The following is a 26,024-nucleotide window of genomic DNA, read 5'->3' on the forward strand; positions in this document are numbered from 1 at the left end:
GGCAACGTTCGTAACGTCCGAGGTCAGGCAAGTCGATGTCGCGCGGTGATGTCATCTCGATGCGGAACGCTGCCCATGGCGGCCGTTCCCGCATGGGTGCCGTCGCTGCGCGGCGGCGCCGCCTGCAATCATGGCTGCCGATCGCGCTGCTCGCGCTGCTCATGCAGATCGCAGCCCCGATCGGCGCCGCCTGGCTCGCTGCGGCCGCCTTTGCCGACCCGCTGCGCGGAAGCGAAATCTGCCACAGCGATCCCGATGCCGCTCCCGCGCCGGCCAATCAAGGTGGCGACCAGCACGCCTGCGGCATCGATTGCCTGATCTGTTGCGTGCTGCATGCCGGCGGGGCGCTCGACGCGCCGCCGGCGCCGGCGCTGGTCGTCCCCCATCTCGCGACTATCCGGATCACCTGGCTGGGCGCCGCGCTGATCCTTGCGCGCGCCCACGCCGGCTCGAATGCGCAGGCGCGGGCGCCACCGATCCTTTCCTGACGTCAACTTGGCAATGGCGAGGGCATGCGGCCCGCGCCTTCGTTGTTCGACATGGCCGGCGTGGAGTCCGGGTCAGGAAAGGTTGGAATATGTTTTGTCGTCATGCCCTCGCCGGTGTGAGCGTCATCGCGGCCGAGGCGGTGCTGTTGCCGCCACTCCCGATGGCGTTTGCTCAGTCCACTGGCACAGAGCTGCCACCGGTCACGGTCGATGCGCCGCGCCCGCAGACTCGCGCGCACAAGCCGGCCGCTCGGCCGGTCCAAGCCGCGGCGCGCGTTCGCCAGACACAACCGGGGTCGGTCAGCTCGCGCTCAAGCGCCACAGCGCTTAACGTGCCGGAGACCGCGAGCGTCGCGCGCGGCAGGCTCGATCAGGCGCCCGCCGGGCAGACCGCAACCACGATCGATCGCAGCCGCTTCGAAGACAGGCCGGCCTTCTCGGTGAGCGATATCCTGCGCGAAAGTCCAGGCGTCTCGCTGAAGCAGGGCAATGGCCCGCGTGACTTCGGCATCTCGATCCGCGGCTCCAACGCGCGCAATAGTTTCGGCATCCGCAACATCGTCGTGTTCGACGACGGCTTTCCCGTCACGCAACCCGACGGCCTGTCACGGACCGACTTGATCGACCCGCACGCTTATGGCGCGGTCGATGTGATCCGCGGTCCGTCATCGGCGCTCTACGGCAACTACGCCACAGGTGGGGCGATCAACTTCCGCACCCGGCCCGGAGCCAGCATCGATGGCGCAGAGATTGGCAGCGAGGGCGGCAGCTTCGGCTATCTGAACAACTACATGACACTCGGAAAGCAGGTCGGGAATTTCGAGGCCTCGCTGTTTGCAAGCGATGCACGGGGCGATGGTTTTCTCGGCAACAGCTGGTTCAATACCCAGACGGTCAATTTCCTCGGCACTTACAAAGCGACGCCGGACGACCGGTTCACGGTCAAGATCATCAACAACGACCTGTTCACGCGGCTGCCGATCCGGCAGACCATCAGCCAATACTATCAGAACCCCTATCAATTGGGCTGCACGACTGGCGCAACGGTAGCGGTGGGCTGCCCGACCGTGACGCTGTTCAACAATGGTCTCAACAATGCAGCCGACACCGACAAGGAAACGGCGCTGCAGGCTGGACTCGGCCGTAACGATCGCAGGACCATAGTCGGCGGACGCTGGGAGCATGACTTCGACAACGACACGACCTGGCGTAACCAGTTCACATTCGATGATCGGAACATCAGCCAGCCGACGGGATCGACCAGCACGATCGGGGACTTCCCGTCCTACAACTACATGAGCGACATCACCAGGCGAGGCGAGATCTTCGGCCTGGAGTCGACCGCGTTCTTCGGCGCGTTCTACAACACGCTGACCGCATCGAGCGACACGCGCAACGTGATGCCCGGTGGTAATGCGACGCTGGGCAGCCTGACCAATAATCTGTTCAGTGAGACGACCAACTATGGCGTGCGCGCGCGGGAGGAACTCAAGCTGACCTCGGCGCTCACGGTCGTCGCAGGCGTGGGCTGGGAGGCGACCCGGTTGCGGGGCATCAACACGCCTTATACCACGGCGGGCAGCGTCGGGCAGGTGATCGCGACGGACCGTCAGTTTCAGAACTCGGCACCCGAATTGGCGCTGCTTTACAAGGTGAATAGCGACTGGCTGCTGCGTGCCCGCGTCGGCACCGGCTACGGCACCCCGCAGGTCTCGAATCTGTTCGTCGCCTCCACGGGACTGGCAGGAAACAACACGAAGCTCCAGAGCCAAACCAATCTCGGCTATGATCTGGGCTTGGACTGGACGCCTAATCCTGCGCTGACCGTGAGCGCGACCGGGTTCTACGAATTCTTCCGCAACGAAATCGTCACGCAGGCCGGCACGGTTCAGACCAATACGACATACGCGTTCAATGCGCCGCGCTCGGAACATCGCGGCGTCGAGGTAGCCGCCGACTGGAAGTTCCTTCCGGGGTGGCGGTTCACTGCCGCTTACACCTATTTGGACGAGGTCTATACGGAATACAGTGAAAGTCTCGGTTCGGTGTCCGGCGGGCTATTCAACTTCAATCGCGCCGGCAACAAGATTCCAGGCATCTCTCCGAATGAGCTCACAGCACGGGTCGGATATGATCACGATAGCGGGAGATTTGCCGGTCTCGGCGCCTTTGTCGAAGTCCAGTGGAAGGACTCGTTCTACATGGACAATGCCAATCTGCTGAAGGCGCCCGGCTACGAGCTGGTCAACCTGAACGTCCACTACAAGACCGAGCTGGCATCGGACACCTTCAAGACGCTGAATCTGTTCTTCGAGGTCCGCAACCTGTTCGACCGCACCTACATCGCGTCCGCGAACAATCTGTCGAACACGGTGTTAGCCGGTGGTTTGCAAGGGCTGGCGAACACTGGGACGATCTACGCAGGCTCGCCGCGCGCCTTCGTGGCGGGCATGAAGGTGGCATTCAAATGAGGGCGCGTCCCAAGATTCGATCATTTCTCGGCGCCAGCTTTGCCGGCGCGTTCGCAGCGGCGATGCTGCACTCTCCTGTCTTTGCTCAGATGAGTCACCAGCACGCCACCGAAGCCGCCTGCGAAGGGAGCGACCTGCGCTGCGCCACCAAGGTCACGCCCGCGTTCGCGCCTGATGGGACGTTGTGGCTGGCCTGGATGGCCGGTGGACGCATCTCTGTCGCGAGCTCGAAGGATGCGGGGCAGACATTGTCCGTACCCGTGCCGGTCACCACGCAGCCGCTCGATCTCGATTGGGGTCCGGATGCGCGGCCCAAGCTGGTCGTGGATCGGATGGGCGGCATCGCGCTGGCGTTCTCGATCTTTCGCGACCAGTCGTTCAACGGTCAGGTGCTGTTCACGCGCTCGGACGATGGCGGCAAGAGTTTTGCGCCGCCGCGGCCGATCACGGCCAACAATGAGAGCCAGCGCTTCGCGGCGCTGGCACTCGACGATGATGGCACGGTGTTCGCCGCCTGGCTCGACAAGCGCAATCGCGTTCCGGCCAAGGAGGCGGGCAGGAGCTACGACGGGGCTGCTCTGTTCTTCGCGTCCTCACGAGACGGCGGCGCCAGCTACACCGAGGCAAAGATGGCGCAGGACAACACCTGCGAATGCTGCCGGCTGGGAATCGCCTTTGCCGGTCCCGGACGGCCCGTCGTGGTGTTCAGGAACATCTTCGACGGCGGCGTCCGCGATCACGCCATCACCACGTTCAAGGACCTCGCGACTCCCGGCGCAATCGATCGCGTGAGCACCGACGACTGGCAGATCAAGGCATGCCCGCATCATGGACCGAGCCTGTCGATATCGCCCGGCGGCGTCTATCACGTCGCCTGGTACACGAACGGCAAGGTTCGCAAAGGGCTGTTCTATGCTCGCTCGCGCGATGGCGGACGTAGCTTCTCGGAGCCGATGCCGATCGGTCTGGCCGACCACAATCCGGCGCGGCCCTACGTGCTGGCGACCGGCGGTCTGACCTCGATGGTCTGGAAGGAGTTCGACGGCGACAAGACCGTGGTGAGGCTGATGCAATCGCATGACGATGGGCAGAGCTGGTCGACGCCAAAGGCGATCGCCAGCACGGCTGATTCCTCTGATCATCCGCTGCTGGTCGCAAATGGCGGCCAGGTCTATCTGTCCTGGATGACCAAGGCGGATGGCTATCACTTCCAACCGATCGGAGACCAGACATGAAGCGCTATCTATGGGCCGCGGGGGCGGGCCTGCTGGTCACAATGGTGGTCGGTCTGTTGGCTATGTCGAGCTTCGCTGCCCCGTCGCCTTTGAAGCCGTTCGAGCGCGGAAGCTGGCGCGAGGTGCTGCGTGCCCATGCCGGCCGTCCGACGCTCGTGCACTTCTGGGGCGTCACCTGCGGTCCCTGCAAGGTCGAGCTGCCGCAGCTTGGACAGTTCATGAAAGACCACCCCGGGATCGACGTGGTCACGATCAGCGCCGACCTCGTTCCCAACTTGCCGGACGCGACGCAAGCGATGCTCGACAAGGCTGGCCTCGCGTCAGCGGACAATTTCATTTTCGGCGATGGTTACGTCGAGCGCCTGCGGTTTGAGATCGATCCGTCGTGGCAAGGCGACATCCCGCGCACGATGCTGATCGGACGTGATGGCGCGATCTCCACGATCGAGGGAACTGCCGACATATCCGATTTGGACAAATGGTCGGCGGGGCAGGGCGCGCGACGATAGGGTTGTTGTCGGTCAGGCCGGCCGTGCTGGCACGCAGCGGCGTCGAGCGAGCGCCGCTGCTGCCGCGAGCGTTGGCATATTGGGCTCGACGCCCCGGTCGGCAATTTCGGCCGGATCGGCCCGGAGCACGGCGCGGACATCGCTTTGCCGTAAAATCGCGGCGGACTCGGTTCATCTTCAGGCTCAGCGGAACCGCCAAAACGATTGAAAAATCGAACGCTTAGCCTGTAATTCTCAACGATAGTCTTGTGTTTTGCCGTCCGATCCGCTTTGACTGCGCAGCCAAAAGCGAATCTCAAGGCCTATCCCATGCGATTGACGCGGTTTTTCCTGCCGATCCTGAAAGAAAACCCGAAGGAAGCCGAGATCGTCTCGCATCGGCTGATGCTGCGCGCGGGCATGCTGCGGCAGGAGGCTGCCGGCATCTATGCCTGGCTGCCGCTGGGCTTTCGGGTGCTGAAGAAGATCGAGCAGATCGTGCGCGAGGAGCAGGACCGCGCCGGCGCGCTGGAGCTGCTGATGCCGACTCTCCAGCTCGCCGATCTCTGGCGCGAGAGCGGGCGCTACGATGCCTACGGTCCGGAGATGCTGCGCATCAGCGACCGCCACAAGCGCGAGCTCTTGTACGGGCCGACCAACGAGGAAATGATCACCGAGATCTTCCGCGCCTATGTGAAGTCGTATCGCAACCTGCCGCTTAATCTCTATCACATCCAGTGGAAGTTCCGCGACGAGCAGCGCCCGCGCTTCGGCGTGATGCGCGGCCGTGAATTCCTGATGAAGGACGCCTATTCCTTCGATCTCGACGAGGCCGGCGCGCGGCGTGCCTACAATAAGATGTTCGTCGCTTATTTGCGGACCTTCGCGCGCATGGGGCTGAAGGGCATTCCGATGCGTGCCGAGACGGGGCCGATCGGCGGCGATCTCAGCCATGAGTTCATCGTGCTGGCCGAGACCGGCGAGTCCGGGGTCTTTTGCGACCGCAACGTGCTCGATCTGCCGATCCCGCCCGACGACGTCAATTATGACGGCGACCTGATGCCGATCATCAAAGAGTGGACCTCGCTCTATGCGGCGACCGAGGACGTGCACGACGCGGCGCGCTTCGAGAACGAGGTGCCGGCGGAGCGGCGGGTCCACACCCGCGGCATCGAGGTCGGGCAGATCTTCTATTTCGGCACCAAATATTCCGATGCGATGAAGGCGCTGGTTGCGGGGCCAGATGGCGCCGAAGTGCCGATCCATGGCGGCTCCTATGGCGTCGGCGTCTCCCGACTGGCCGGTGCCATCATCGAAGCGTGCCATGACGATGCCGGGATCAAATGGCCGGAAGCGGTGGCGCCGTTCCGTGCTGTCATTCTCAACCTGAAGCAAGGCGGCAGCGACACCGATGCGGCCTGCGAGAAGCTTTATCATGAGCTTCAGGCCAAGGGCGTCGACGTGCTCTATGACGACACCGAGCAGCGTGCTGGGGCTAAGTTCGCCACCGCCGACCTGATCGGCATTCCCTGGCAGATCATGGTGGGACCGAAGAGCCTGGCCGAGGGCAAGGTCGAGGTGAAGACGCGCAGCGATGGCGCGCGCGAGATGATGTCGCCGAGCGATGTGGTGGCGCGGCTGGCGGGCTGATACGCGCGTTTCGCAGTGATCGCCGCTTATCCACCGGCGGTCGTCACGCGCGCGGCCAATCCGGCCACTTTTGGCCCGAATCATGGGATGATCGAGCGATGGCTGAGACCGTGAACGAACCCGTGCATACCGCGCCCTTCGCACCCTTCGAATGGATGCTGTCCGGGCGCTACTTGCGCGCGCGCCGCCGCGAAGGCTTCATCTCCGTCATAGCCGGCTTCTCGTTCCTCGGCATCATGCTCGGCGTTGCCACGCTGATCATCGTGATGGCCGTGATGAACGGCTTCCGCAAGGAACTGCTCGACAAGATCCTTGGCCTCAACGGCCACCTCCTGGTGCAGCCGCTGGAATCGCCGCTCACCGACTGGAAAGACGTGGCCGAGCGCATCAGCCAGGTGCAGGGCGTCCGCCTCGCCGCGCCGGTCGTGGACGGGCAGGGGCTGGGCTCCTCGCCGTTCAACGCCTCCGGCGTCTTCATCCGCGGCATCCGCTCGGCGGATCTGCAGAACCTGACTTCGATTGCCAAGAACATCAGGCAGGGCTCGCTCGAAGGCTTCGACGAGGGGCAGGGGGTTGCGATCGGCAAGCGTCTCGCCGACCTGCTGTCGCTGCATGCCGGCGACATGATCACGCTGGTCTCGCCGAAGGGCGCGGTGACGCCGATGGGCACCACGCCGCGCATCAAGCCCTACCGGATCGCGGCCGTGTTCGAGATCGGCATGTCCGAATATGATTCCAGCTTCGTGTTCATGCCGCTGGCCGAGGCGCAGGCCTATTTCAACCGCAACAACGACGTCACCGCGATCGAGGTCTTCACCAGCAATCCGGACCAGATCGAGATGTTCCGCAAGTCTGTGACGGAAGCGGCGGGCCGGCCGATCTTCGTGGTCGACTGGCGCCAGCGCAACTCGACCTTCTTCAATGCGCTGCAGGTCGAGCGCAACGTGATGTTCCTGATCCTGACCCTGATCGTGCTGGTCGCGGCGCTGAACATCATTTCCGGCCTGATCATGCTGGTGAAGGACAAGGGGCAGGACATCGCCGTGCTGCGCACCATGGGTGCCTCGCAGGGCTCGATCATGCGGATCTTCCTGATCACCGGCGCATCGATCGGCATGGTCGGCACGCTGACCGGCTTCATCGTCGGTCTGCTCATCTGCATGAACATCGAGTCGATCAGGCAGTTTCTCTCCTGGCTCACCAACACCGAGCTGTTTCCGCCCACGCTCTACTTCCTCTCCAAGCTGCCGGCGGAGGTCGATTTCGGCGAGACGCTCGCGGTGGTGATCATGGCGCTGACCCTGTCCTTCCTCGCCACGCTCTATCCGTCATGGCGCGCCGCCCGGCTCGATCCGGTCGAAGCGCTCCGCTACGAGTGAGGCCATGATGGACGAGCAGGGGGCGGCGGAAGATGTACCGGTCATCTACCTCCACGACATCAAGCGCCAGTACATGCAGGGCGAGGTGCCGCTGACCATCCTGGACGGCGCCAAGCTCGCGCTGTGGGCGGGGCAGTCGGTGGCGCTGGTGGCACCCTCGGGCTCGGGCAAGTCGACGCTCTTGCACATTGCCGGCCTGCTTGAGACCCCCGATGAGGGCGAGGTCTATGTCTCGGGCGTGCCGACCTCACAACTGACCGATATCGAGCGCACCCAGATCCGCCGCACGGATATCGGCTTTGTCTATCAGTCCCACCGCCTGCTGCCGGAATTCTCGGCGCTGGAGAACGTGATGCTGCCGCAGATGATCCGCGGCCTGAAGCGGTCGGAGACCGTCAAGCGGGCGACCGAGATCCTGGCCTATCTCGGCCTTGGCGAGCGCATCAAGCACCGCCCGGCCGAGCTCTCCGGCGGCGAGCAGCAGCGCGTGGCGATCGCGCGCGCGGTGGCCAACGCGCCGCGCGTGCTGCTCGCGGACGAGCCGACCGGCAATCTCGATCCATCGACCGCCGATCATGTCTTCAACGCGCTGATGCAGCTCGTCAAGGCGACCCATGTCGCGATGCTGATCGCGACCCACAACATGGAGCTCGCCGGCCGCATGGACCGCCGCGTCTCGATCGTCGGCGGCAAGGTCGTCGAGCTCGACTGAGCGGCTAACGCGGCTAGGGTCGGATCACCGTCATTTTGAATGGTCCGGCATGCTCGGCGGCATGCGTCACCGCCTCGTTGACCTGATCGAGAGCAAAGCTCGTGACGGCGAACTGATCCAGCCGCAGCAGCCCGGCCCGGATCAACTGCACCAGCTTCACCGGAGCATCCGGCGGACACATCCAGACGCCGTGAATCGTGATGCAGTTGCGCATGATCCAGGGATAGGGAAGCTCGAGCCCGGCGCCGCCGAGCATGCCGACGCCGCCCATCAGCACCACGCGACCATAGGGCCGCACCGTCATCAGCGCAGCGCGCACGACGCTCGTCGAGACGGACGGCGGCATGATGTCCATCACGCAGTCGATCGGCGCCGGTGAGGCCTGCCTCATACGTTCGCGATCGTCGTCCTCGTTGCCGGTGAGCTTGACGGTGCGCACGCGCTCCCCGAAGCGCCTGACGAGATCGGCGCGCACAGCCTCGTTGCGGCCGGGCGCGATGACGTGAGCGGCCCCCATCGCCAGCGCGATTGCCACAGCGCAGCTGCCGAACTTGCCGGTGGCGCCGCTCACCAGCACGGTCTCGCCGGCCTGCAGATTGGCGGCGAGAAAGCCGCCATAGGGCACGAGCAGGGTGCTGAGCGCGCACCATTGCGCCGCCTCGGATTCGGTGATGGGGCCGATCGGCTTGGCGTTCTCAGTCGGCACCATGATCTTCTGCGCGAATGAGCCGTGGCGGAAATGCTGCTGCAGCTTCAGCCCGCCGGGTCCGCGCGCGCTCCAGCCCTGCAGCGTGATGTCGGGCGCAAGACCGCCGTCGCGCGAGCGCACCGTGGGATCGCAGAACACCCAGTCACCGATCGCAAGCTTGGTCGCGTCGGGACCCACGGAGCTGACACGACCGATGCCGCCAACGCCGGGGATGACCGGCAGCTCCAACAAATACTTGCGCGCGCCGCTGAACACCTCGCTGGTGTAGGAGAGCACGCCGGCCGCGACGATATCGACGACCACCTCGCCGGTGCCGGGCACAGGATCGGGAACGGTCTCGACCGCGAGCGGCGATCCGAACGCTTTGAGTATTGCGGCTTTCATCACGTCCTCCATTGCGGGGCTGGATGGCGCCAGCCTGACCGGCTAGGCTGCCGCCTGGAAGGCCTGGTATTATCCTGGGATTATCAGGCCCATGATCGTCGCTTCGGATGCCGGAAAGTTGGCATGAGCGATCCGGAAGGAGGAGCTGACATGAGCGATCCCCGCCGTGCCGAATTCGGCAATTTCCTGCGCTCACGGAGGGAGAGACTGACGCCAAAGGCGGTCGGCCTGCCGAATGGAAGACGGCGGCGCACCGCCGGACTGCGTCGCGAGGAGGTTGCCGAGCTCGCCGGTATCGGCGTCGATTGGTACATCCGGCTCGAGCAGGGCCGCACCGTCAATCCGTCGGCAACCACGATCGACGCGCTGGCGCGCGCTTTGCGCCTGAACAGAACCGAGCACGCGCATTTGCGCGCACTCGCACGCGATGTAGATCGTGCTCCATTCGTGCGCGAAATCGTGCCGGCGCATCTGCGGCGATTAGTTGAGAGCCTGAACCAGCCGGCCTACATCACAGGCCGCCGCTGGGATGTGCTGGCATGGAATGCGAGCGCCGAGGAGATTTTCGGCTTCGGACGGCTCCGAGAGGACGAGCGCAACACGCTGATCCTCGTTCTCACCAGCCCGCATGCCCGCGCGCTGTTCGGCAAGACATGGAAGGATGAAGCAAGACGGATGGTCATGCAGTTTCGTGCCGCGCATGATCTGTGGGCCGGTGATCCCGCTTTCATCGATCTCTTGGCGCGACTGCGCAGCGGCTGCCGCGAATTCGCAACCTGGTGGAAGGCGCATGACATTCGCGGCGCGAGCGACGGCCGAAAGTTGCTGCAGCATCCGAAGCAGGGCGCGCTGCACCTGCAGTATGCAAGCTTCCAGGCCAATGACGAGCCGGCGCTGAAGCTGACGATCTACACGGCGGCCTCGCCCGTGTAGTTGCGCATAGAGAACGGGCGCCATGCGTTCGCCACATCTGGAGCGAGATGGGAACTAATCGTTGCACATCTGCAACGTCCGATTCGATGCCATGTAGCTGGTGTTGCCTGCATGCCGCAATATGGCTCGCCGATGGCAGCGTCATGATTCCTCCACGCAGGTGAATGGAACTCTTATTGTCAGTGATGTTGAGCCCTGGATTTGCAGGCTTTTCCCGAATCCCACAAATGCCCGAAAGCAAAACTACTTCACGCGGCGTGGTTCTCGCATCTCAGCGGGAGCGCGCGCACGCATCGGCGCCTGAAGCCGCCGGATACTTTCTGAACAACTCAGGGCTTGGGGACTTTGGAAAGAAAGATACGGAGTCGACGATGAAGAAGCTTGTCCTCGCAACGATCGGAGCCGGCGCAGTTGCCGCAGCGGCTCCTGCACTCGGAGCCGATCTCGCAAGGCGAGCGCCGCCGGCTCCCTATACCAAGGCGCCGCCTGCGGTGGTCGCCACCGTGTACGATTGGAGCGGCTTCTACATCGGTGCCAACGCCGGCGGCGGTACGAGCCGCAATTGCTGGGGGCTTGTCGGCGGCGGCGCTGAAGGCTGCAACAGCGCGAGTGGCGCTGCGGTAGGCGGTCAGCTCGGCTATCGCATGCAGATGTCGAACTTCGTGTTCGGCCTCGAAGCCCAGGGCGATTGGGCTGATTTCAGCGGCAGCAACAGGAACCTGCTCAATCCAGCCATTACCGATCGTTCGCGCATCAACGATTTCGGACTGTTCACCGGACAAGTCGGCTACGCTTTCAACAATGTGCTCGGCTATGTGAAGGGCGGCGCGGCCGTGGTCGGAGACAAGTACAACACATTCAACACTGCAACCGGCGCCCAGCTCAGCTCCGCGAACACGACGCGTTGGGGTGCGACGGTCGGCGCCGGCGTCGAATACGGGATCTCGCAGAACCTGTCGCTTGGCGTCGAGTACGACCACATCTTCCTCGACAACAAGAACCTCAACTTCACCACCACCGCCGGCGCGATGCCGACCACCGCCCGCAACATCGGGCAGGACGCCGACCTCGGCCTCGTGCGCTTGAACTATCGGTTCGGCGGGCCGGGCCTGTTTCACTGAGCTGTCGGCCACTCACGACGGAAAAAGCCCCGGCATCGGCCGGGGCTTTTTTGTGCGCGGGAGATTTTTTGCGCGCGAATCTGCCGCGCGTCAGTCCTCCTGGAACTCGAACAGATTCGGCAGCGGCGCGAACGGATTGGGTGCCGGCGGGCGCGGACGGATTCGCTGCCGCTGCGGATAGGGGTAGGGCGTCGCGCGCGGATCATCGCTCACGCCCGCGAAATAGGGATTGGCGATGCATTGCAGGAGCCGTCCCGATGCGGTCGCCTGGCACTGCGCGTAGGTGTCGAAGGTGCAGTAGCTCAGCCCCGGATATTCGTCGCCCTGCAGGCAGAACGCATGCCGGATGCCGACGGCATGCGCCGGCCCGCTCGGCACGAGCGACAATCCGCCCATCGCCAATCCACCAATGGCTAGGGCTGCAAGAAGTGCGGCACGCATCGAGAGAATCCTCCGTGGACATATTGACGCAAGGGACACTACGCATGCCACAGAGCCGCCTCATTTGGCCAGCCGCCGCGCCGCGCGAGAGCTCTTCGCCTGTGTAGTTCAGGCCGGGACGAATGCAAGCACAAAGGTTCCATCAACTACTTGTGAAGTCACACAAAATCCGCAAACATGAACGGCCGGCTTTCCGGCTCACTGTGACCGTCAGGCTACAGCAATTGTGACTGAGATCGTTAAGACGGGGTGTCACGGCCTGGGGGCCTCAAGACTGGAACTGGACTAATCGTATGAAGAAACTTCTGCTGATCACGACGGGACTCGTTGCGCTCGGCTCCGCCGCGCAGGCTGCGGATCTCGCCGCGCGTCCTTACACGAAAGCGCCGCCGATGGTGGCTGCTGCGATCTACGATTGGAGCGGCTTCTACATCGGCGTCAACGGTGGTGGTGCTTGGAGCCACAACAGCTGGGATCTCACCAGCTTCAACGGCCTTGCGGCCGCCGGAGCGGAAGGTTCCCATGACGCGTCGGGTGGTACCGTCGGTGGCCAGATCGGCTATCGCTGGCAGACCGGCCCGTGGGTGTTCGGCATCGAAGCTCAGGGTAACTGGGCGGACGTCTCCGGCAGCAACGTGAGCAACATCTTCGCACCGGATCGTAACCGTACCAAGATCGATGCGTTCGGCTTGTTCACCGGCCAGATCGGCTATGCCATCAACAACGTGCTGCTCTACGCCAAGGGCGGTGCTGCCGTCACCGACAGCAAGTACGAAATCATCTCCGGCGCGACCGGCGGTGTGCTCGCCTCGACCAGCAACACCCGTTGGGGTGGCGTGGTCGGCGCCGGCGTCGAGTACGGCTTCGCGCCGAACTGGTCGCTCGGCTTCGAGTACGATCACATGTTCATGGATCGTCAGAACGTCACCTTCGTTGGTGCTGGGTTCACCCAGAGCGACAGCATCAAGCAGGACGTGGACCTGTTCACGGCCCGGATCAACTACAGGTTCGGCGGCCCGATCGTCGCCAAGTACTGATCCCGGTACGAGACTCGACCACCTTTTTGACGGCGGATCGAAAGGCCCCGGCGCGATGTTCGCGCCGGGGTTTTTTCATGCGCCGATTCCATTGGCCGACTGGCCCGCGCGAATCACCCGCATTAACCACGCGATCTCGCGGCGGCGAGCGACTGGCATGAGGCGCTTGACCTGAGAACGAAAAAGGAACATTGTTCTCTCTATGTTCTTAGTCAGGGAGGTCGCGATGTTGAAGATCTTTGTCGAGGAAGCCGCCGCGCTGGCGTCGATCACGTTGTTCGTCGGGATGATCGCGCTGTGGGCGCAAATCATTCCGCAGCTTTGAGTTTTCGTCGCTTGGGCTAATCTCGCGGCGTGTCCTGTTGAAAATCCGGACAGCGGCGCGCCGCGGCGGACTCCAGCTTCCGCGGTCCGGTATCATGCGGGCGCGAGTCGGCGGGAGCAGGGAAGCGAATAAACGTTTCCATAGTTCCCGGCGGATCGCCCACCTCGTGGCCCCGCAAGCGTCAAGGCGAGCATGTCCAGCGCCGGATTCGTCCATCTCCACGTCCATTCCGCTTATTCGCTGCTGAAGGGCTCGATCAAGATCGCCAAGCTCGGCGAGCTCGCGAAGGCCGACAAGCAGCCGGCGCTGGCCTTGACCGACACCGACAACATGTTCGGTGCACTGGAATTTTCCGACAAGATGGCCGGCTACGGCATCCAGCCGATTGTCGGCTGCGAGCTGGCGGTCGATTTCGGCGATCTGGATCCGAACGCGCGCCATGCCGCGGCTCTGACCGCGCCGTCGCGAATCGTCCTGCTGGCCGCGCGCGAGGAGGGCTATCGCCACCTGATGCGGCTGAACTCGCGCGCATTCCTGGAGACGCCGACGCACCAGGCGCCGCACATCAAGTTCGACTGGCTGAAGGACGGCGTCGATGGCCTGATCGCGCTCACCGGCGGCCCTGACGGTCCCATTTCGCTGGCGATCCAGCACGATCAGGCGGTATTGGCGGGGCAACGATGCGAGCGACTCGCAAGCCTGTTCGGCGACCGCCTGTATGTCGAGTTGCAGCGCCACAACACCGACCGGGAGCGCCGGGTCGAGGGCGGGCTGATCGACATCGCCTATGGCAAGGGTCTGCCGCTGGTCGCGACCAACGAGCCGTATTTTGCCTCCGCCGACGACTACGAATCACATGATGCGCTGCTGTGCATCGCCGGCGGCCATCTGATCGCGGACACCGAGCGCGAGCAGCTCACGCCCGATCACCGCTTCAAGACCCGGGCCGAGATGGCGGTGCTGTTCGCGGACATCCCGGAGGCGCTGGCGTCCACGGTCGAGATCGCCGAGCGCTGCTCGTACCGGCCGCGGACGCGCAAGCCGATCCTGCCGCTGTTCACAGTCGGCGCCGGCACCGATGCGGCGGATGCCGCCAGTGCTGAGGCCGCCGAGCTGAAGCGGCAGGCGGAGGAGGGTCTGGAGCGTCGGCTGAAGGTGCATGGTCTTGCGCCCGGGATGACCGAGGAGGAGTACCAGAAGCGGCTCGCCTTCGAGCTCGACGTCATCACCCGCATGAAATATGCGGGCTACTTCCTGATCGTGTCGGACTTCATCAAATGGGCCAAGGCGCACGGCATCCCGGTCGGGCCGGGCCGCGGCTCGGGCGCCGGCTCGCTGGTCGCCTGGGTGCTGACCATCACCGATCTCGACCCGATGCGATTCGCGCTGCTGTTCGAGCGCTTCCTCAATCCCGAACGCGTCTCAATGCCGGATTTCGACATCGACTTCTGCCAGGACCGCCGCGGCGAGGTGATCTCCTACGTCCAGCAGCGCTACGGCCGCGACCAGGTGGCGCAGATCATCACCTTCGGTACGCTGCAGGCGCGCGGCGTGCTGCGCGACGTCGGCCGCGTGCTGCAGATGCCCTATGGCCAGGTCGACAAGCTGACCAAGCTGGTGCCGCAGAACCCGGCCGCGCCGGTGACGCTCGCGGCTGCGATCGAGGGCGAGCCGAAGCTGCAGGCCTTCCGCGACGAGGATCCGGTGGTGGCGCGCGCCTTCGACATCGCGATGCGCCTCGAAGGCCTGACGCGCCATGCCTCGACTCACGCCGCCGGCATCGTGATCGGCGACCGGCCCTTGAGCGAGCTGGTGCCGCTCTATCGCGACCCGAAATCCGACATGCCGGTGACCCAGTTCAACATGAAATGGGTCGAGCCGGCAGGCCTCGTCAAGTTCGACTTCCTCGGCCTGAAGACGCTGACCGTGCTCGACGTCGCGGTGAAGCTGCTCAAGCAGCGTGACATTCACGTCGATCTGCCGACGCTGCCGATCGATGATGCGCCGAGCTACCAGATGCTGGCGCGCGGCGACGTGGTCGGCGTGTTCCAGGTTGAAAGTCAGGGCATGCGGCGGGCGCTGATCGACATGCGCCCCGACCGGTTCGAGGACATCATCGCGCTGGTCGCGCTGTACCGGCCGGGCCCGATGGCGAACATCCCGACCTATTGCGCACGCAAGCATGGCGAGGAGGAGCCGGAATATCTGCATCCGCTGCTGGAGCCGATCCTGAAAGAGACCTTCGGCGTCATCATCTACCAGGAGCAGGTGATGCAGATCGCGCAGCGGATGAGTGGCTATTCGCTCGGCGAAGCCGACCTGCTGCGCCGCGCCATGGGCAAGAAGATCCGCGCCGAGATGGACAAGCAGCGCGTCCGCTTCGTCGAGGGCGCGACCAAGAACGGCGTCAGCAAGAGCCAGGCCGATACGATTTTCGACCTGCTCGCAAAGTTCGCCGACTACGGCTTCAACAAGTCGCACGCCGCGGCCTATGCGCTGGTGTCCTATCACACCGCCTATATGAAGGCGCATTATCCGGTCGAGTTCATCGCAGCGTCAATGACGCTCGACCTGAACAACACCGACAAGCTGTCGGAATTTCGTTCCGAGGCGCAGCGGCTCGGCATCAAGGTCGAGCCCCCCTCGATCAACAGGTCGGGACCGACCTTCGAGGTCAGCGGCAACACCATCTTCTACGCGCTGGCCGCGTTGAAGGGGGTCGGGCCGCAGGCGATCGAGCTGATCGTGGAGGCGCGCAACAAGGGTGGGCCGTTCAAGTCGCTCGCGGATTTCGCCGCGCGGGTCAATCCGCGCGCCATCAACAAGCGCATCATCGAAACCCTGGCAGCGGCCGGCGCCTTCGACGTGCTCGACAAGAACCGGGCACGCGTGTTTGCCGGTGCCGATTCCATCGTTGCGGCCTGCCAGCGCGCGCATGAGGCGGAGACCTCAGGCCAGAACGACATGTTCGGCAATGCCGCCGACGCGCCCACCATCGTGCTGCCGAACATCGAGAACTGGCTGCCGGCCGAGCGGCTGCGGCGCGAATATGATGCGATCGGCTTCTTCCTGTCCGGCCATCCGCTCGACGACTACGCCACTGCGTTGAAGCGGCTGCGCGTGCAGAGCTGGGCCGAGTTTTCGCGCGCGGTGAAGACCGGCGCGACCGCGGGGAAGGTGGCCGCGACCGTGGTGTCGCGCATGGAGCGCCGCACCAAGACCGGCAACAAGATGGGCATCATGGGCCTGTCCGATCCGACCGGCCATTTCGAGGCAGTGCTGTTCTCGGAAGGACTCGCGCAATATCGCGATGTGCTGGAGCCGGGCGCTGCCGTGCTGTTGCAGCTCGGCGCCGAACTGCAGGGCGAGGACGTGCGTGCGCGCGTGCTGCATGCCGAGCCGCTCGACGCCGCCGCGGCCAAGACGCAGAAGGGCCTGCGCATCTTCCTGCGCGACACCAAGCCGCTCGATTCCATCGTCAAGCGCCTGCAGGGGCCGGAAGCGGCGGGAAATGGCAATGGTGCAATGGCGAAGGCGCCCGCAGGCAGCGCAGCTCCGAACGGCGCGCGCCCCATCGCAGGTGATGGCGAGGTGTCGCTGGTGATGATGCTCGATCTCGAAACTGAGGTCGAAATGAAACTTCCGGGCCGCTTCAAGGTTTCGCCACAAATTGCTGGCGCCATCAAGGCCGTGACCGGCGTGGTCGACGTGCAGACGTTGTGATGCAGTCGATGTCATCCGACCGGATTGGCGGAGTCCTGCCACGCTGCGTCGTCACGCGATGTCATGATGCGATGCAGCGCCGGCCCGGTGAGGGCGGTAACATGCGCTGCGCGGGTGTGCTTGATCTGCGACGTTGGATCATCCGCCGTTCAACTGCCATTCAGCCCGCTGCGCGTTGAATGTACCAGAGTTTCATTGTACTTTCGGGAAGACTCTCATGCGCGTGGCCCGGATTTCCTTTGCTTTTGGTGTTTGCCTGCTGCTGTTGGGGCTCGCCACGCAGCCCAAGGCGGTATCTGCACAGCAGCCGGCGCAGGAGAAGCGCATTGCGCTCGTGGTCGGCAACGGCGCCTACGCCAAGGGACCGCTCGCGACCGCGGCCAATGATGCCGGCCTGATCGCGCAGACCTTGCAGGCGGCGGGCTTCGACGTGATCGGCGCGCGCGATCTCGACGGCGATACACTGCGCAAGAGCTTTCGCGATTTCATGCAGAAGGCGCAGTCCTCCGACAACAACACCGTGGCGATGATCTATCTCGCCGGTTACGGCGTGCAGCTTGCGGGCGAGAACTACTTCATTCCGGTCGATTCCTCGATCAGTCGCGACACCGACATTCCGACCGAGGGCCTGCGGATCAGCGACTACATCCGCCAGCTCGCCGCGATCCCGCTGAAGGCAAGCGTCATCGTGCTCGATGCGGCGCGCCAGCAGCCCTTCATCGAGGGCGGCCAGCCGGTGGCCGGCGGTCTCGCGCTGGTCGAGCCCGAGGCGAACATGCTGATCGCCTTCAATGCCGCGCCGGGCACGGTCGCGCCCAGCGAGAACGGGCCTTATGGCATCTACGCGCAGTCATTGGCCGAGATGATCCGCACCGGCGGATTGGCGCTGCCCGAGGTGTTCGATCGCGTGCGGCTGCGGGTCAACGAAGCCACCAAGGGAGCGCAGGTGCCCTGGGATGCTCAGAAGATCCAGGCCCAGTTCACTTTCTTCGACCGTGCGCCGGATGCGCCGGCCGCGCAGGAACAGCCGGCCCAGGTCGCAGCGATTCACGACAAGCCGATCCGCGATCTCGGCGTGCAGGATGCCTATGCCGCCGCGATCGAGCGCGATACGCTGCCCGCCTACGAGGAGTTTCTCGCCGCCTACGCCGGCGATCCCCTCGCCAAGCGGGTGCGAGCGATCGTCGCTGCGCGGCGCGAGGCGATCACCTGGCGTCGTACCTATCGCACTGACACGCCGGATGCCTATTGGTCTTACCTGAAACGCTATTCTCACGGCCCCCATGCCGGCGACGCACGACGACGGCTTGCGATCCTGACCGCGCCGCTCGAGCCGCCGCCGTCCTTTGCAATGCTGGATTACGACGTGCCGCCGCCACCGCCGGACGAGATCGTCTATGTCGATCGACCGGTGCTAACGTTCGCCGATCCCGACTTTGATTTCGTGCCGCCGCCACCGCCCCCGGTCTACTTCCTGCCACCGCCGCCGCCGGATTTTGTGGTGCTGCCGCCGCCGATTGAGCCGGTCGGTCTGTTCATCCTGCCGCAGCCGGTGTTCGTGCCGATCCCGGTCTATGTGCGGCCGCCGGCCTTCGTCGCGCCGCCCCCGAACAACATCATCTTCAACAACATCCACAACACCACGGTCATCAACAACGTCATCAACCAGCCGCCGACTCCGGCCGCCGGCGGGCCGCGCGGCGCGGCTGCCGTAGCGCAACCCGTTGCTCCTGCGACGGCAGCGACGCTGCCGCCGGCTGTCGTGCAGCGTGCCGCGCTGATCCAGCAGGGCAAGGCACCCGTGCCGCCAAGCGCCACGATCAATCCGGCGGCAAGGCAGGGGACAGTCCCGCAAGTCAATGGGACGCCAAGCGCACTCGCCCACCCCCAAGCTGCACCGTCGCAGGCTGCACCGTCGCCGGGTGGACCTGCGCAGGGGGTCTCGCGGGCAAATGCATTGCCGGTGCCGGGCAATCATGGCGCACCGCCAGCCCCGTCAGCCGCGACTGGAGCGGTGAACCCGCATGCCGGGTTGGCGCCGCCTCCAGGCGCGCCGTCGCCGCAGGGGCAGGGTCCGGCGCCCGGACAGCCCGGTCTGCATCCGGATCACCGCGGGCCCCAGCCCGGCCCCGCGCCGAGCGTGCAGGCGAACCGCACGCCGCCCGGCGCTCCCGCTGCGCCGGCGGTCAAGCCTGCGCCTGGACCGCAGCATCCCGTCGCTCCGACGGTCACTGCGCCAGCCCGGCCCGAGCTGCGGTCGCGTCCTGCGCCGCCAGTGGCAGCCCGATCCGCGCCGCCGCCGGCTGCGGCGCGACCTGCGCCGCCACCATCTGCGGCTCGACCGATGCCGCCGCCTGCTGCGGCCCGGCCGTCACCGCCGCCGGCTATGGCGGCCCGTCCACCGGCGCCTATGGTTCACGCCGCACCACCACCGCCGCCCCCGCGGCCGGCTGCACCGCCGCCGATGGCGCGTCCCAGCCCTCCGCCGGCAGCGGCGATGGCGCGTCCGATGGCCCCACCGCCCGCCATGGCGCGGCCTGCGGCGCCACCGCCGCGGCCGGCCGCGCCGCCCCCAGCTGCCAAGAGGTGTCCGCCGAACGTCCCGCACTGCTGATGCGGCTGGTCATCGGCGGGGCCGACCTCGCGTGCTCGCCAGCGCTCTGGGAGCGTGCTGCCGCGGTTGCAACGCGAACCCGTTTTGGCTATTGCCGGGCGCGCAGGGCGGTCTTTGGGCGTAAAGCTTCCGCAGGCGGCGCTTTGCGGCGGAGGCGTGCAGGAAATGTCGGTTGCCAGTGTCGTGAGCGCGCTCCGATGGTGTGGTGCGGTTGTCTTGATCGCCTGCACCGCGGTCGCCGCCGCGGCCGAGGCGCCCTCCGGGGCGGAAGGGGTGTATGCCTCGGCGCCGCCGCGCCTGTTGCAGATCCGCACGCTGGTCGCGGGCGGCGGCCGGCAGACCTCGACAGGTTCGGGCTTCCTTGTCTCACCCGATGGCCTCGCCATCACGAACTATCACGTCGTCTCCGACGTCGCGCTGGAGCCGAAGACCTATCGGCTGGAGTACACTGCGGCGGACGGCAGCCATGGCGACGTCACGCTGCTGGCGGTCGACCTGCCGAACGACCTGGCGCTGGTGCGGGTCGACAAGCACGACGCGCCGTTCTTCTCGTTCGACAAGGCGGCGCTCGACGGCACCTTGCAGAAGGGCGAGCGGCTCTATTCGCTCGGCAATCCCCTGGATCTCGGCTTCACGATCGTCGAGGGGACCTATAACGGCCTCGTCGAGCACAGCTACAACGAGCACATTCATTTCACCGGCGCGCTCAATCCGGGCATGAGCGGCGGCCCCGCCGTCGATCCGCAGGGGCGGGTGGTCGGCATCAACGTCGCCACCCGCCGAGACCGGCAGCTCATCAGCTTCCTGGTGCCGGCGCACTTCGCCGCTGCACTTCTGGCGCGCGGCCGCGAGCAACAGGCGACGCCGGAAGATCTGCGCAAGGACGTCGTTGCACAGCTCGGCAGCTGGCGCGCCGCACTGTACGGATCGTTGGCGGAGCAGGGATATCAATCGGATGCCTTCGGACCCTATCAGGCACCCGAAACGCACCATGTATCGTGGTTCGAGTGCTGGTCGCAGACCAACGCCAGCGCTTCGCCGAAGCCGCGTGCCAGCATCAACACCACCAATTGCACAGCCGATGCCAGCGTGTTCGTCGCCTCCGATCTCCACACCGGGACCATCGAGGTCCGTCAATCCTACGTCAAATCGGTCGATCTCAATCAATTCCAGTTCGCCAATGTGCTGAGCGGGATGGCGCAGCCGCGCCTTGCCATCGGCGGGCCGTTTCGCAAATGGTACACCCCGCAGCACTGCCACGAGGATTTCGTCGGCGTGGCACCGGCGTCGAGCCATCCGCCACTGCGGGTGACCTGGTGCATGCAGGGCTATCGTGAATTCGAGAACCTGTATGACGTCGTGCTGATCGCGGTGACGCAGGATCAGGGGCAAGAGGCATTGGTCTCCCGCCTCAGCCTGCAGGCGATCGGCTATGACGATGCGGTCAAGCTCGGCCAGCGCTTCCTCGAAGCTCTGAAGGTCGTCAGATGATCTGGGTCGAGGTCCTTTCCCGCCATCGCGACGTCACCGCGCGCTTCCGGATCAATGCGCGCGAGCTCAGCATCGGCCGCAGCTACGACAACGACGTCATTCTCGATGACCCCTATGTCGCCGCGCGGCACCTCAAGGTGTTTCATGACGAGGCCGGCCAGCTCGTGGCCGAGGATCTCGGCAGCGCCAACGGCATGTATCTCGACCGGAGCAAGAACAAGCTCGCCCGCGTCGTTGTCGACGGCAACGTGCCGATCCGCGTCGGCCACACCTTGATCCGCATTCGCGAGACCAGCCATGCCGTCGAAAGCGAAAGGCTGGTAACATCGGCGAGCCGTTTCATCCAGATCGCCGCGGCCGTCGGGCTTGGCCTCACGCTGCTCGTCCTCGCCGCGATCAACGTCTGGTTCACGCAGACCAGCGAGCCCCATTTGTCCGACTATCTGATCCCGTTGCTGACCCTGGTCGGTGTGGGACTGATTTGGATCGGCCTGTGGTCGCTGCTGTCCCGCCTGTTCTCCGGCCAGTCGCATTTTCTGCGCCATGTGCTGATCGCCGAAGCCGTCGCATTGGCGACGAGGTGACGCAATTCCTGGCCTTCTCGCTGAGCTGGTCGATCGCCTACACCTATGCATACATCGCCTCCTGGCTCGCACTCGCCGTGATGTGCTTTCTGCATCTGCGTGAGGTCGGCCGGACGCATCTGGTGGCCAAGGGCATCGTGGTGGCAGTGCTGCTGGTGGTCGCGGTGGCGGTGCAGACGCTGCAGCGGTCGGAAGCTTATGCCAGTTCGGGACGACGGACCGTCTGGCATGTGCTGCTGCCCCCGGGCCTGCGCGTCGCTCCGCTGCAGGACGAGACCACATTCTTTGCCGCTGTCGGCAGGCTGCGGACCAAGCTCGACGCCGACAGGGCCGAGGTGGGGCCCGACGCCGACGTCCGCCAGCGCCAATAAACCAGCCAAATCCCACCGTATTGTACCGTCATGCTCCGAGCATTGGCCGCTGAGGGTGGGCTGATGCGCAGATTGCCCGGGCCAGGACCGGGATGGTCCGGCAATTGCCGTCCTGCGATGGTTGCGACGGCGCGAGCGGGGTTTGGCCGCGCTTGTGCCGGCTGAAACGGTCCAATTTCCTTGCGTTGCGCGAAAATCCGGCTATATAGCGCGCCATCTCACACGGAAACATGGCTCTCTTGAGAGACCGTCCGGTGGCAACCGGGCCGTCAGGCCCATTGCTCACGCGTTTCCGGAGGAACCAACCGGAGAATAGATCCAATGGCGCTGCCCGATTTCTCGATGCGCCAGCTGCTTGAAGCTGGCGTGCACTTTGGTCACCAGTCTCACCGCTGGAATCCGAAAATGGCCGATTTCATTTTCGGGACCCGTAACAACATCCATATCATCGACCTCGCTCAGACCGTGCCGATGCTGCATACGGCGCTGCAGGCTGTCAGCGACACCGTCGCCAAGGGCGGCCGCATCCTGTTCGTTGGCACCAAGCGCCAGGCGCAGGACAATGTCGCCGACGCGGCCAAGCGCTGCGCGCAATATTTCGTCAATTCGCGCTGGCTTGGCGGCACGCTGACCAACTGGAAGACGATCTCGGCATCGATCAAGCGGTTGCGTCATCTCGACGAGGTGCTGTCCTCGGGCGAAGCCAACTCCTACACCAAGAAGGAGCGGCTGACCCTGCAGCGCGAGCGCGACAAGCTCGACCGCTCGCTCGGCGGCATCAAGGACATGGGCGGTCTGCCCGACATGATCTTCGTGATCGATACCAACAAGGAAGACATCGCCATCCAGGAGGCTCAGCGCCTCAACATCCCGGTTGCCGCGATCGTCGACACCAATTGCGATCCGAAGGGCATTACCTATGTGGTGCCGGGCAATGACGATGCCGGCCGCGCGATCTCGCTGTATTGCGACCTGATCGCGCGTGCCGCGATCGACGGCATCTCGCGCGCGCAGGGCGAGCTTGGCATCGATATCGGCGCCTCCGCGACGCCGCTCGAGGAGGAGCTCCCGACGGCGCCGGCAGCGTCCGGCTTCCAGGGGCTGCCCGGTCCGCGCGGCACCGCCGACGATCTCAAGAAGCTCACCGGCGTGTCGGGTGCGATCGAGAAGAAGCTGAACGATCTCGGCGTCTTCCATTACTGGCAGCTTGCCGAGCTCGACCACGACACCGCGCACCAGGTCGCCGAAGAGGTCGGGTTGCCGAACCGGGCCGATGCCTGGGTGGCGCAGGCCAAGTCGCTGGCCGACGCTTAAGACCGAGCACACGTGCTATGGCCGGTGTCATACGCCGGCCATCACGACTGATCTACGCACCTGATAGCGGACGGCGGCGCGCGATCCGGCGCGCCGTGCTCCGGACGGTCAAAAGGACGTTCAACAATGGCTACTATCACCGCAGCGATGGTCAAGGACCTGCGCGAGTCCACTGGCGCGGGCATGATGGATTGCAAGGCCGCACTCACCGAGACCGGCGGCGACATCCAGGCGGCGCAGGACTGGCTGCGCAAGAAGGGCCTGTCCAAGGCTGCCAAGAAGGCCGGCCGCGTCGCGGCCGAGGGCCTGATCGGGGCGCTGACCTCGGGCAAGAAGGGCGTGCTGGTCGAGGTGAATTCCGAGACCGATTTCGTTGCGCGCAACGAGCATTTCCAAGGCCTCGTGAAGATGATCGCGCAAGTCGCGCTCGACGTCGGCGCCGATGTCGAGAAGATCAAGGCGGCCAAGGTCGGCAGCATCACCGTAGAGGCGGCAATCGCCGATTCGATCGCCACCATCGGCGAGAACCAGACGCTGCGCCGTGCAGCCGGCCTCGAGGTCGCCCAGGGCGTCGTGTCGAGCTACATCCATGGTGCCGTGATCGATGGCGCCGGCAAGATGGGCGTCATCGTCGCGCTGGAGTCGTCCGGCAAGGCCGATGAGCTCGCCGTGCTCGGCCGTCAGCTCGCGATGCATGTCGCTGCGGCCAATCCGCAGGCGATCGATCCGACCGGTCTCGATCCGGAGCTCGTCAAGCGCGAGAAGGACGTGCTCGCCGACAAGTATCGTCAGCAGGGCAAGCCGGAGAACGTGATCGAGAAGATCGTCGAGTCCGGCCTGAAGACGTACTACAAGGAGGTCTGCCTCCTGGAGCAGGCCTTCATCCACGACAGCGGCAAGTCGGTCGCGCAGGCGCTGAAGGAAGCCGAGGGCAAGGTCGGTGGTCCGATCAAGGTCGCCGGCTTCGTGCGCTACGCGCTTGGCGAGGGCATCGAGAGGGAAGAGACTGACTTCGCTGCCGAGGTCGCCGCCGCCAGCGGCAAGAAGTAACGGCTGAACAGCAAACGATCCGGCGCGTGATCCGCGCCGGATCGTCGCGCGGGACAGGAGAGCGAGTAGCACATGGCTGAGCCGGTCTATCGTCGCGTCGTGATCAAGCTGTCCGGCGAATATCTCGCAGGGCCTCATTCCGCCGGTATCGACCAAGCGACTGTTGACCGCATCGCCGACGATCTGATCGCAGCCGCGAGGCTCGGCGTCGAGATCGCCGTCGTGGTCGGCGGCGGCAACATGGTGCGCGGTGTCGATGTCTCGGCCAAGGGCATGTCGCGTCCGTCGGGCGATACGCTCGGCATGCTCGCAACCATCATGAACTGCCTGGCGCTGGAAGCTGCGATCCAGCGCAAGGGCAGCCCGGCCCAGGCGCTGTCGGCTTTCGTGATGCCGGAGATCTGCGAGCTGTTCACTCGTGCTGCAGCGCACAGGGCCCTGGCCGAGGGCAAGATCGTGCTGCTGGGCGGCGGCACCGGCAATCCCTTCTTCACCACCGACACCACCGCGGTGCTGCGCGCCGCCGAGATCGATGCCCAGGCCGTGTTCAAGGCCACCAATGTCGATGGCGTCTACAGTGCCGACCCGAAAAAAGACCCCTCGGCCACGCGCTTCGACCGGCTAAGCCACTCGCAGGCGATCGAGGGCGGCTACAAGGTGATGGACGCAACCGCATTCGCGCTTGCCCGCGAGACGTCGCTGCCTATCATTGTGTTCTCGATTGCCGAGCCCGGCTCGATCGGCGAGATGCTGCGCGGCACCGGCCGCGGCACCATCGTGGCGGGCTGATCGATCTCGCAGCTGCGAGGACGTTGCCGGGTGAATATGGTTTGCTGAAAGTGCCGTCGATTCTCAAAAGGCCGTCATATGCGATGTCCGCAGACGTCGAGAGGCCAGGTCGAAGCGGCGGGGTTGTAGAAAGGGAAAGCTGATGGCCACGGGCACATTCGACCTCAACGAATTGAAGCGCCGCATGCAGGGCGCGACCCAGGCGCTCAAGCACGAGCTCAACGGTCTGCGTACCGGCCGCGCCTCGGCCTCGATGCTGGAGCCGGTCCAGGTTGACGCCTATGGCACGCATATGCCGCTGAACCAGCTCGCCACCGTCTCGGTGCCCGAGCCGCGGCTGTTGTCCGTGCAGGTCTGGGACAAGTCAATGGTGAAGGCGGTCGAGAAGGCGATCGTCGATTCCAACCTCGGCCTCACTCCCGCGACCGAAGGCCAGGTGCTGCGCCTGCGCGTGCCCGAGCTGAACCAGGAGCGCCGAAAGGAGCTCGTGAAGGTCGCGCACAAATATGCCGAGGCCGCGCGCGTCGCGGTCCGTCACGTCCGGCGCGACGGTCTCGACACCGTCAAGAAGCTGGAGAAGAATCACGAGATCTCAGAGGACGATCAGGAGCGTCACGCCGCCGAGGTGCAGAAGGCGACGGACAGCGTGATCTCCGAGATCGACCAGATGCTGGCGGCGAAGGAAAAGGAAATCCTCACCGTCTGAAGGGATCTT

Annotated in this window: 21 protein-coding genes; 19 read left to right on the forward strand and 2 right to left on the reverse strand. The window is 64.9% G+C overall.

Annotation, left to right across the window (positions count from 1 at the left end):
* Positions 1 to 35: 35 nt before the first annotated feature.
* The 7 genes from P6U24_RS16480 to P6U24_RS16510 all read left to right on the forward strand — a co-directional run bounded on the left by P6U24_RS16480 (position 36) and on the right by P6U24_RS16510 (position 8,423).
* Entirely contained in the window at positions 36 to 488 is a 453-nt protein-coding gene (locus P6U24_RS16480) for a DUF2946 family protein (RefSeq protein WP_407160121.1), read from the forward strand.
* Positions 489 to 577: 89 nt separating this feature from the next.
* Positions 578 to 2,959, forward strand: a complete 2,382-nt coding sequence (locus P6U24_RS16485) for a TonB-dependent receptor family protein (protein WP_407160122.1) — start codon at positions 578 to 580, stop codon at positions 2,957 to 2,959.
* Positions 2,956 to 4,194 (forward strand): sialidase family protein, encoded by a 1,239-nt coding sequence (locus P6U24_RS16490; protein ID WP_407160123.1) that lies wholly within the window; start codon positions 2,956 to 2,958, stop codon positions 4,192 to 4,194. Before P6U24_RS16485 ends, P6U24_RS16490 begins: the two co-directional genes overlap by 4 nt.
* A complete protein-coding gene (locus tag P6U24_RS16495; RefSeq protein WP_407160124.1) occupies positions 4,191 to 4,703 on the forward strand; it encodes a TlpA family protein disulfide reductase in 513 nt (170 codons plus the stop codon). The genes P6U24_RS16490 and P6U24_RS16495 overlap by 4 nt, the downstream gene beginning before the upstream one ends.
* Before the next feature lie 309 nt (positions 4,704 to 5,012).
* A complete protein-coding gene (gene proS / locus P6U24_RS16500; protein WP_407160125.1) occupies positions 5,013 to 6,332 on the forward strand; it encodes a proline--tRNA ligase in 1,320 nt (439 codons plus the stop codon).
* A 98-nt stretch (positions 6,333 to 6,430) separates the two neighbouring features.
* The gene (locus P6U24_RS16505) at positions 6,431 to 7,711 is read left to right on the forward strand and encodes a lipoprotein-releasing ABC transporter permease subunit (protein WP_407160126.1); all 1,281 of its coding nucleotides are present in this window, start codon (positions 6,431 to 6,433) and stop codon (positions 7,709 to 7,711) included.
* Between the two features lie 7 nt (positions 7,712 to 7,718).
* Entirely contained in the window at positions 7,719 to 8,423 is a 705-nt protein-coding gene (locus tag P6U24_RS16510; protein ID WP_407160489.1) for an ABC transporter ATP-binding protein, read from the forward strand.
* A gap of 13 nt (positions 8,424 to 8,436) precedes the next feature.
* On the opposite strand, the gene P6U24_RS16515 is transcribed toward P6U24_RS16510, so the two are convergent.
* Positions 8,437 to 9,516 carry a zinc-binding dehydrogenase gene (locus P6U24_RS16515; protein ID WP_407160127.1) on the reverse strand — a complete coding sequence of 360 codons (1,080 nt, stop codon included), beginning with the start codon at positions 9,514 to 9,516 and terminating at the stop codon, positions 8,437 to 8,439.
* 150 nt (positions 9,517 to 9,666) lie between these two features.
* Between P6U24_RS16515 and P6U24_RS16520 the strand changes: the two genes are divergently transcribed.
* Complete coding sequence (locus P6U24_RS16520; protein WP_407160128.1) at positions 9,667 to 10,449, forward strand: helix-turn-helix transcriptional regulator; 783 nt, start codon at positions 9,667 to 9,669, stop codon at positions 10,447 to 10,449.
* A 371-nt stretch (positions 10,450 to 10,820) separates the two neighbouring features.
* Complete coding sequence (locus P6U24_RS16525) at positions 10,821 to 11,570, forward strand: outer membrane protein (RefSeq protein ID WP_407160129.1); 750 nt, start codon at positions 10,821 to 10,823, stop codon at positions 11,568 to 11,570.
* Positions 11,571 to 11,660: 90 nt separating this feature from the next.
* On the opposite strand, the gene P6U24_RS16530 is transcribed toward P6U24_RS16525, so the two are convergent.
* Positions 11,661 to 12,011 carry a DUF3551 domain-containing protein gene (locus tag P6U24_RS16530; protein ID WP_407160130.1) on the reverse strand — a complete coding sequence of 117 codons (351 nt, stop codon included), beginning with the start codon at positions 12,009 to 12,011 and terminating at the stop codon, positions 11,661 to 11,663.
* Between the two features lie 293 nt (positions 12,012 to 12,304).
* Here P6U24_RS16530 and P6U24_RS16535 point away from each other — a divergent pair, with 293 nt between their 5' ends.
* The 10 genes from P6U24_RS16535 (at position 12,305) to frr (ending at position 26,015) form a co-directional block, all read left to right on the forward strand.
* Positions 12,305 to 13,048, forward strand: coding sequence for an outer membrane protein (locus P6U24_RS16535; protein WP_407160131.1), 744 nt, complete (start codon positions 12,305 to 12,307; stop codon positions 13,046 to 13,048).
* A 517-nt stretch (positions 13,049 to 13,565) separates the two neighbouring features.
* Positions 13,566 to 17,096, forward strand: coding sequence for a DNA polymerase III subunit alpha (gene dnaE, locus P6U24_RS16540; protein WP_407160132.1), 3,531 nt, complete (start codon positions 13,566 to 13,568; stop codon positions 17,094 to 17,096).
* 217 nt (positions 17,097 to 17,313) lie between these two features.
* Positions 17,314 to 19,710 carry a caspase family protein gene (locus tag P6U24_RS16545; RefSeq protein ID WP_407160133.1) on the forward strand — a complete coding sequence of 799 codons (2,397 nt, stop codon included), beginning with the start codon at positions 17,314 to 17,316 and terminating at the stop codon, positions 19,708 to 19,710.
* Between the two features lie 165 nt (positions 19,711 to 19,875).
* Positions 19,876 to 21,201, forward strand: coding sequence for a S1C family serine protease (locus P6U24_RS16550; RefSeq protein ID WP_407160134.1), 1,326 nt, complete (start codon positions 19,876 to 19,878; stop codon positions 21,199 to 21,201).
* Positions 21,198 to 21,785 (forward strand): FHA domain-containing protein, encoded by a 588-nt coding sequence (locus tag P6U24_RS16555; protein WP_407160135.1) that lies wholly within the window; start codon positions 21,198 to 21,200, stop codon positions 21,783 to 21,785. The genes P6U24_RS16550 and P6U24_RS16555 overlap by 4 nt, the downstream gene beginning before the upstream one ends.
* The gene (locus P6U24_RS16560) at positions 21,782 to 22,156 is read left to right on the forward strand and encodes a hypothetical protein (protein ID WP_407160136.1); all 375 of its coding nucleotides are present in this window, start codon (positions 21,782 to 21,784) and stop codon (positions 22,154 to 22,156) included. Before P6U24_RS16555 ends, P6U24_RS16560 begins: the two co-directional genes overlap by 4 nt.
* A 321-nt stretch (positions 22,157 to 22,477) precedes the next feature.
* Positions 22,478 to 23,470 carry a 30S ribosomal protein S2 gene (locus P6U24_RS16565; RefSeq protein ID WP_407160137.1) on the forward strand — a complete coding sequence of 331 codons (993 nt, stop codon included), beginning with the start codon at positions 22,478 to 22,480 and terminating at the stop codon, positions 23,468 to 23,470.
* A 126-nt stretch (positions 23,471 to 23,596) separates the two neighbouring features.
* Positions 23,597 to 24,520: a translation elongation factor Ts gene (gene tsf, locus P6U24_RS16570; RefSeq protein ID WP_407160138.1), complete on the forward strand. Its 924-nt coding sequence runs from the start codon at positions 23,597 to 23,599 to the stop codon at positions 24,518 to 24,520.
* Between the two features lie 72 nt (positions 24,521 to 24,592).
* Complete coding sequence (pyrH, locus tag P6U24_RS16575; protein WP_407160139.1) at positions 24,593 to 25,309, forward strand: UMP kinase; 717 nt, start codon at positions 24,593 to 24,595, stop codon at positions 25,307 to 25,309.
* 142 nt (positions 25,310 to 25,451) lie between these two features.
* Positions 25,452 to 26,015, forward strand: coding sequence for a ribosome recycling factor (gene frr, locus P6U24_RS16580; RefSeq protein ID WP_407160140.1), 564 nt, complete (start codon positions 25,452 to 25,454; stop codon positions 26,013 to 26,015).
* Positions 26,016 to 26,024 lie beyond the last annotated feature (9 nt).

The organism is Bradyrhizobium sp. STM 3557, assembly GCF_045571465.1.
In the GTDB taxonomy this organism is placed as follows: Bacteria; Pseudomonadota; Alphaproteobacteria; order Rhizobiales; family Xanthobacteraceae; genus Bradyrhizobium.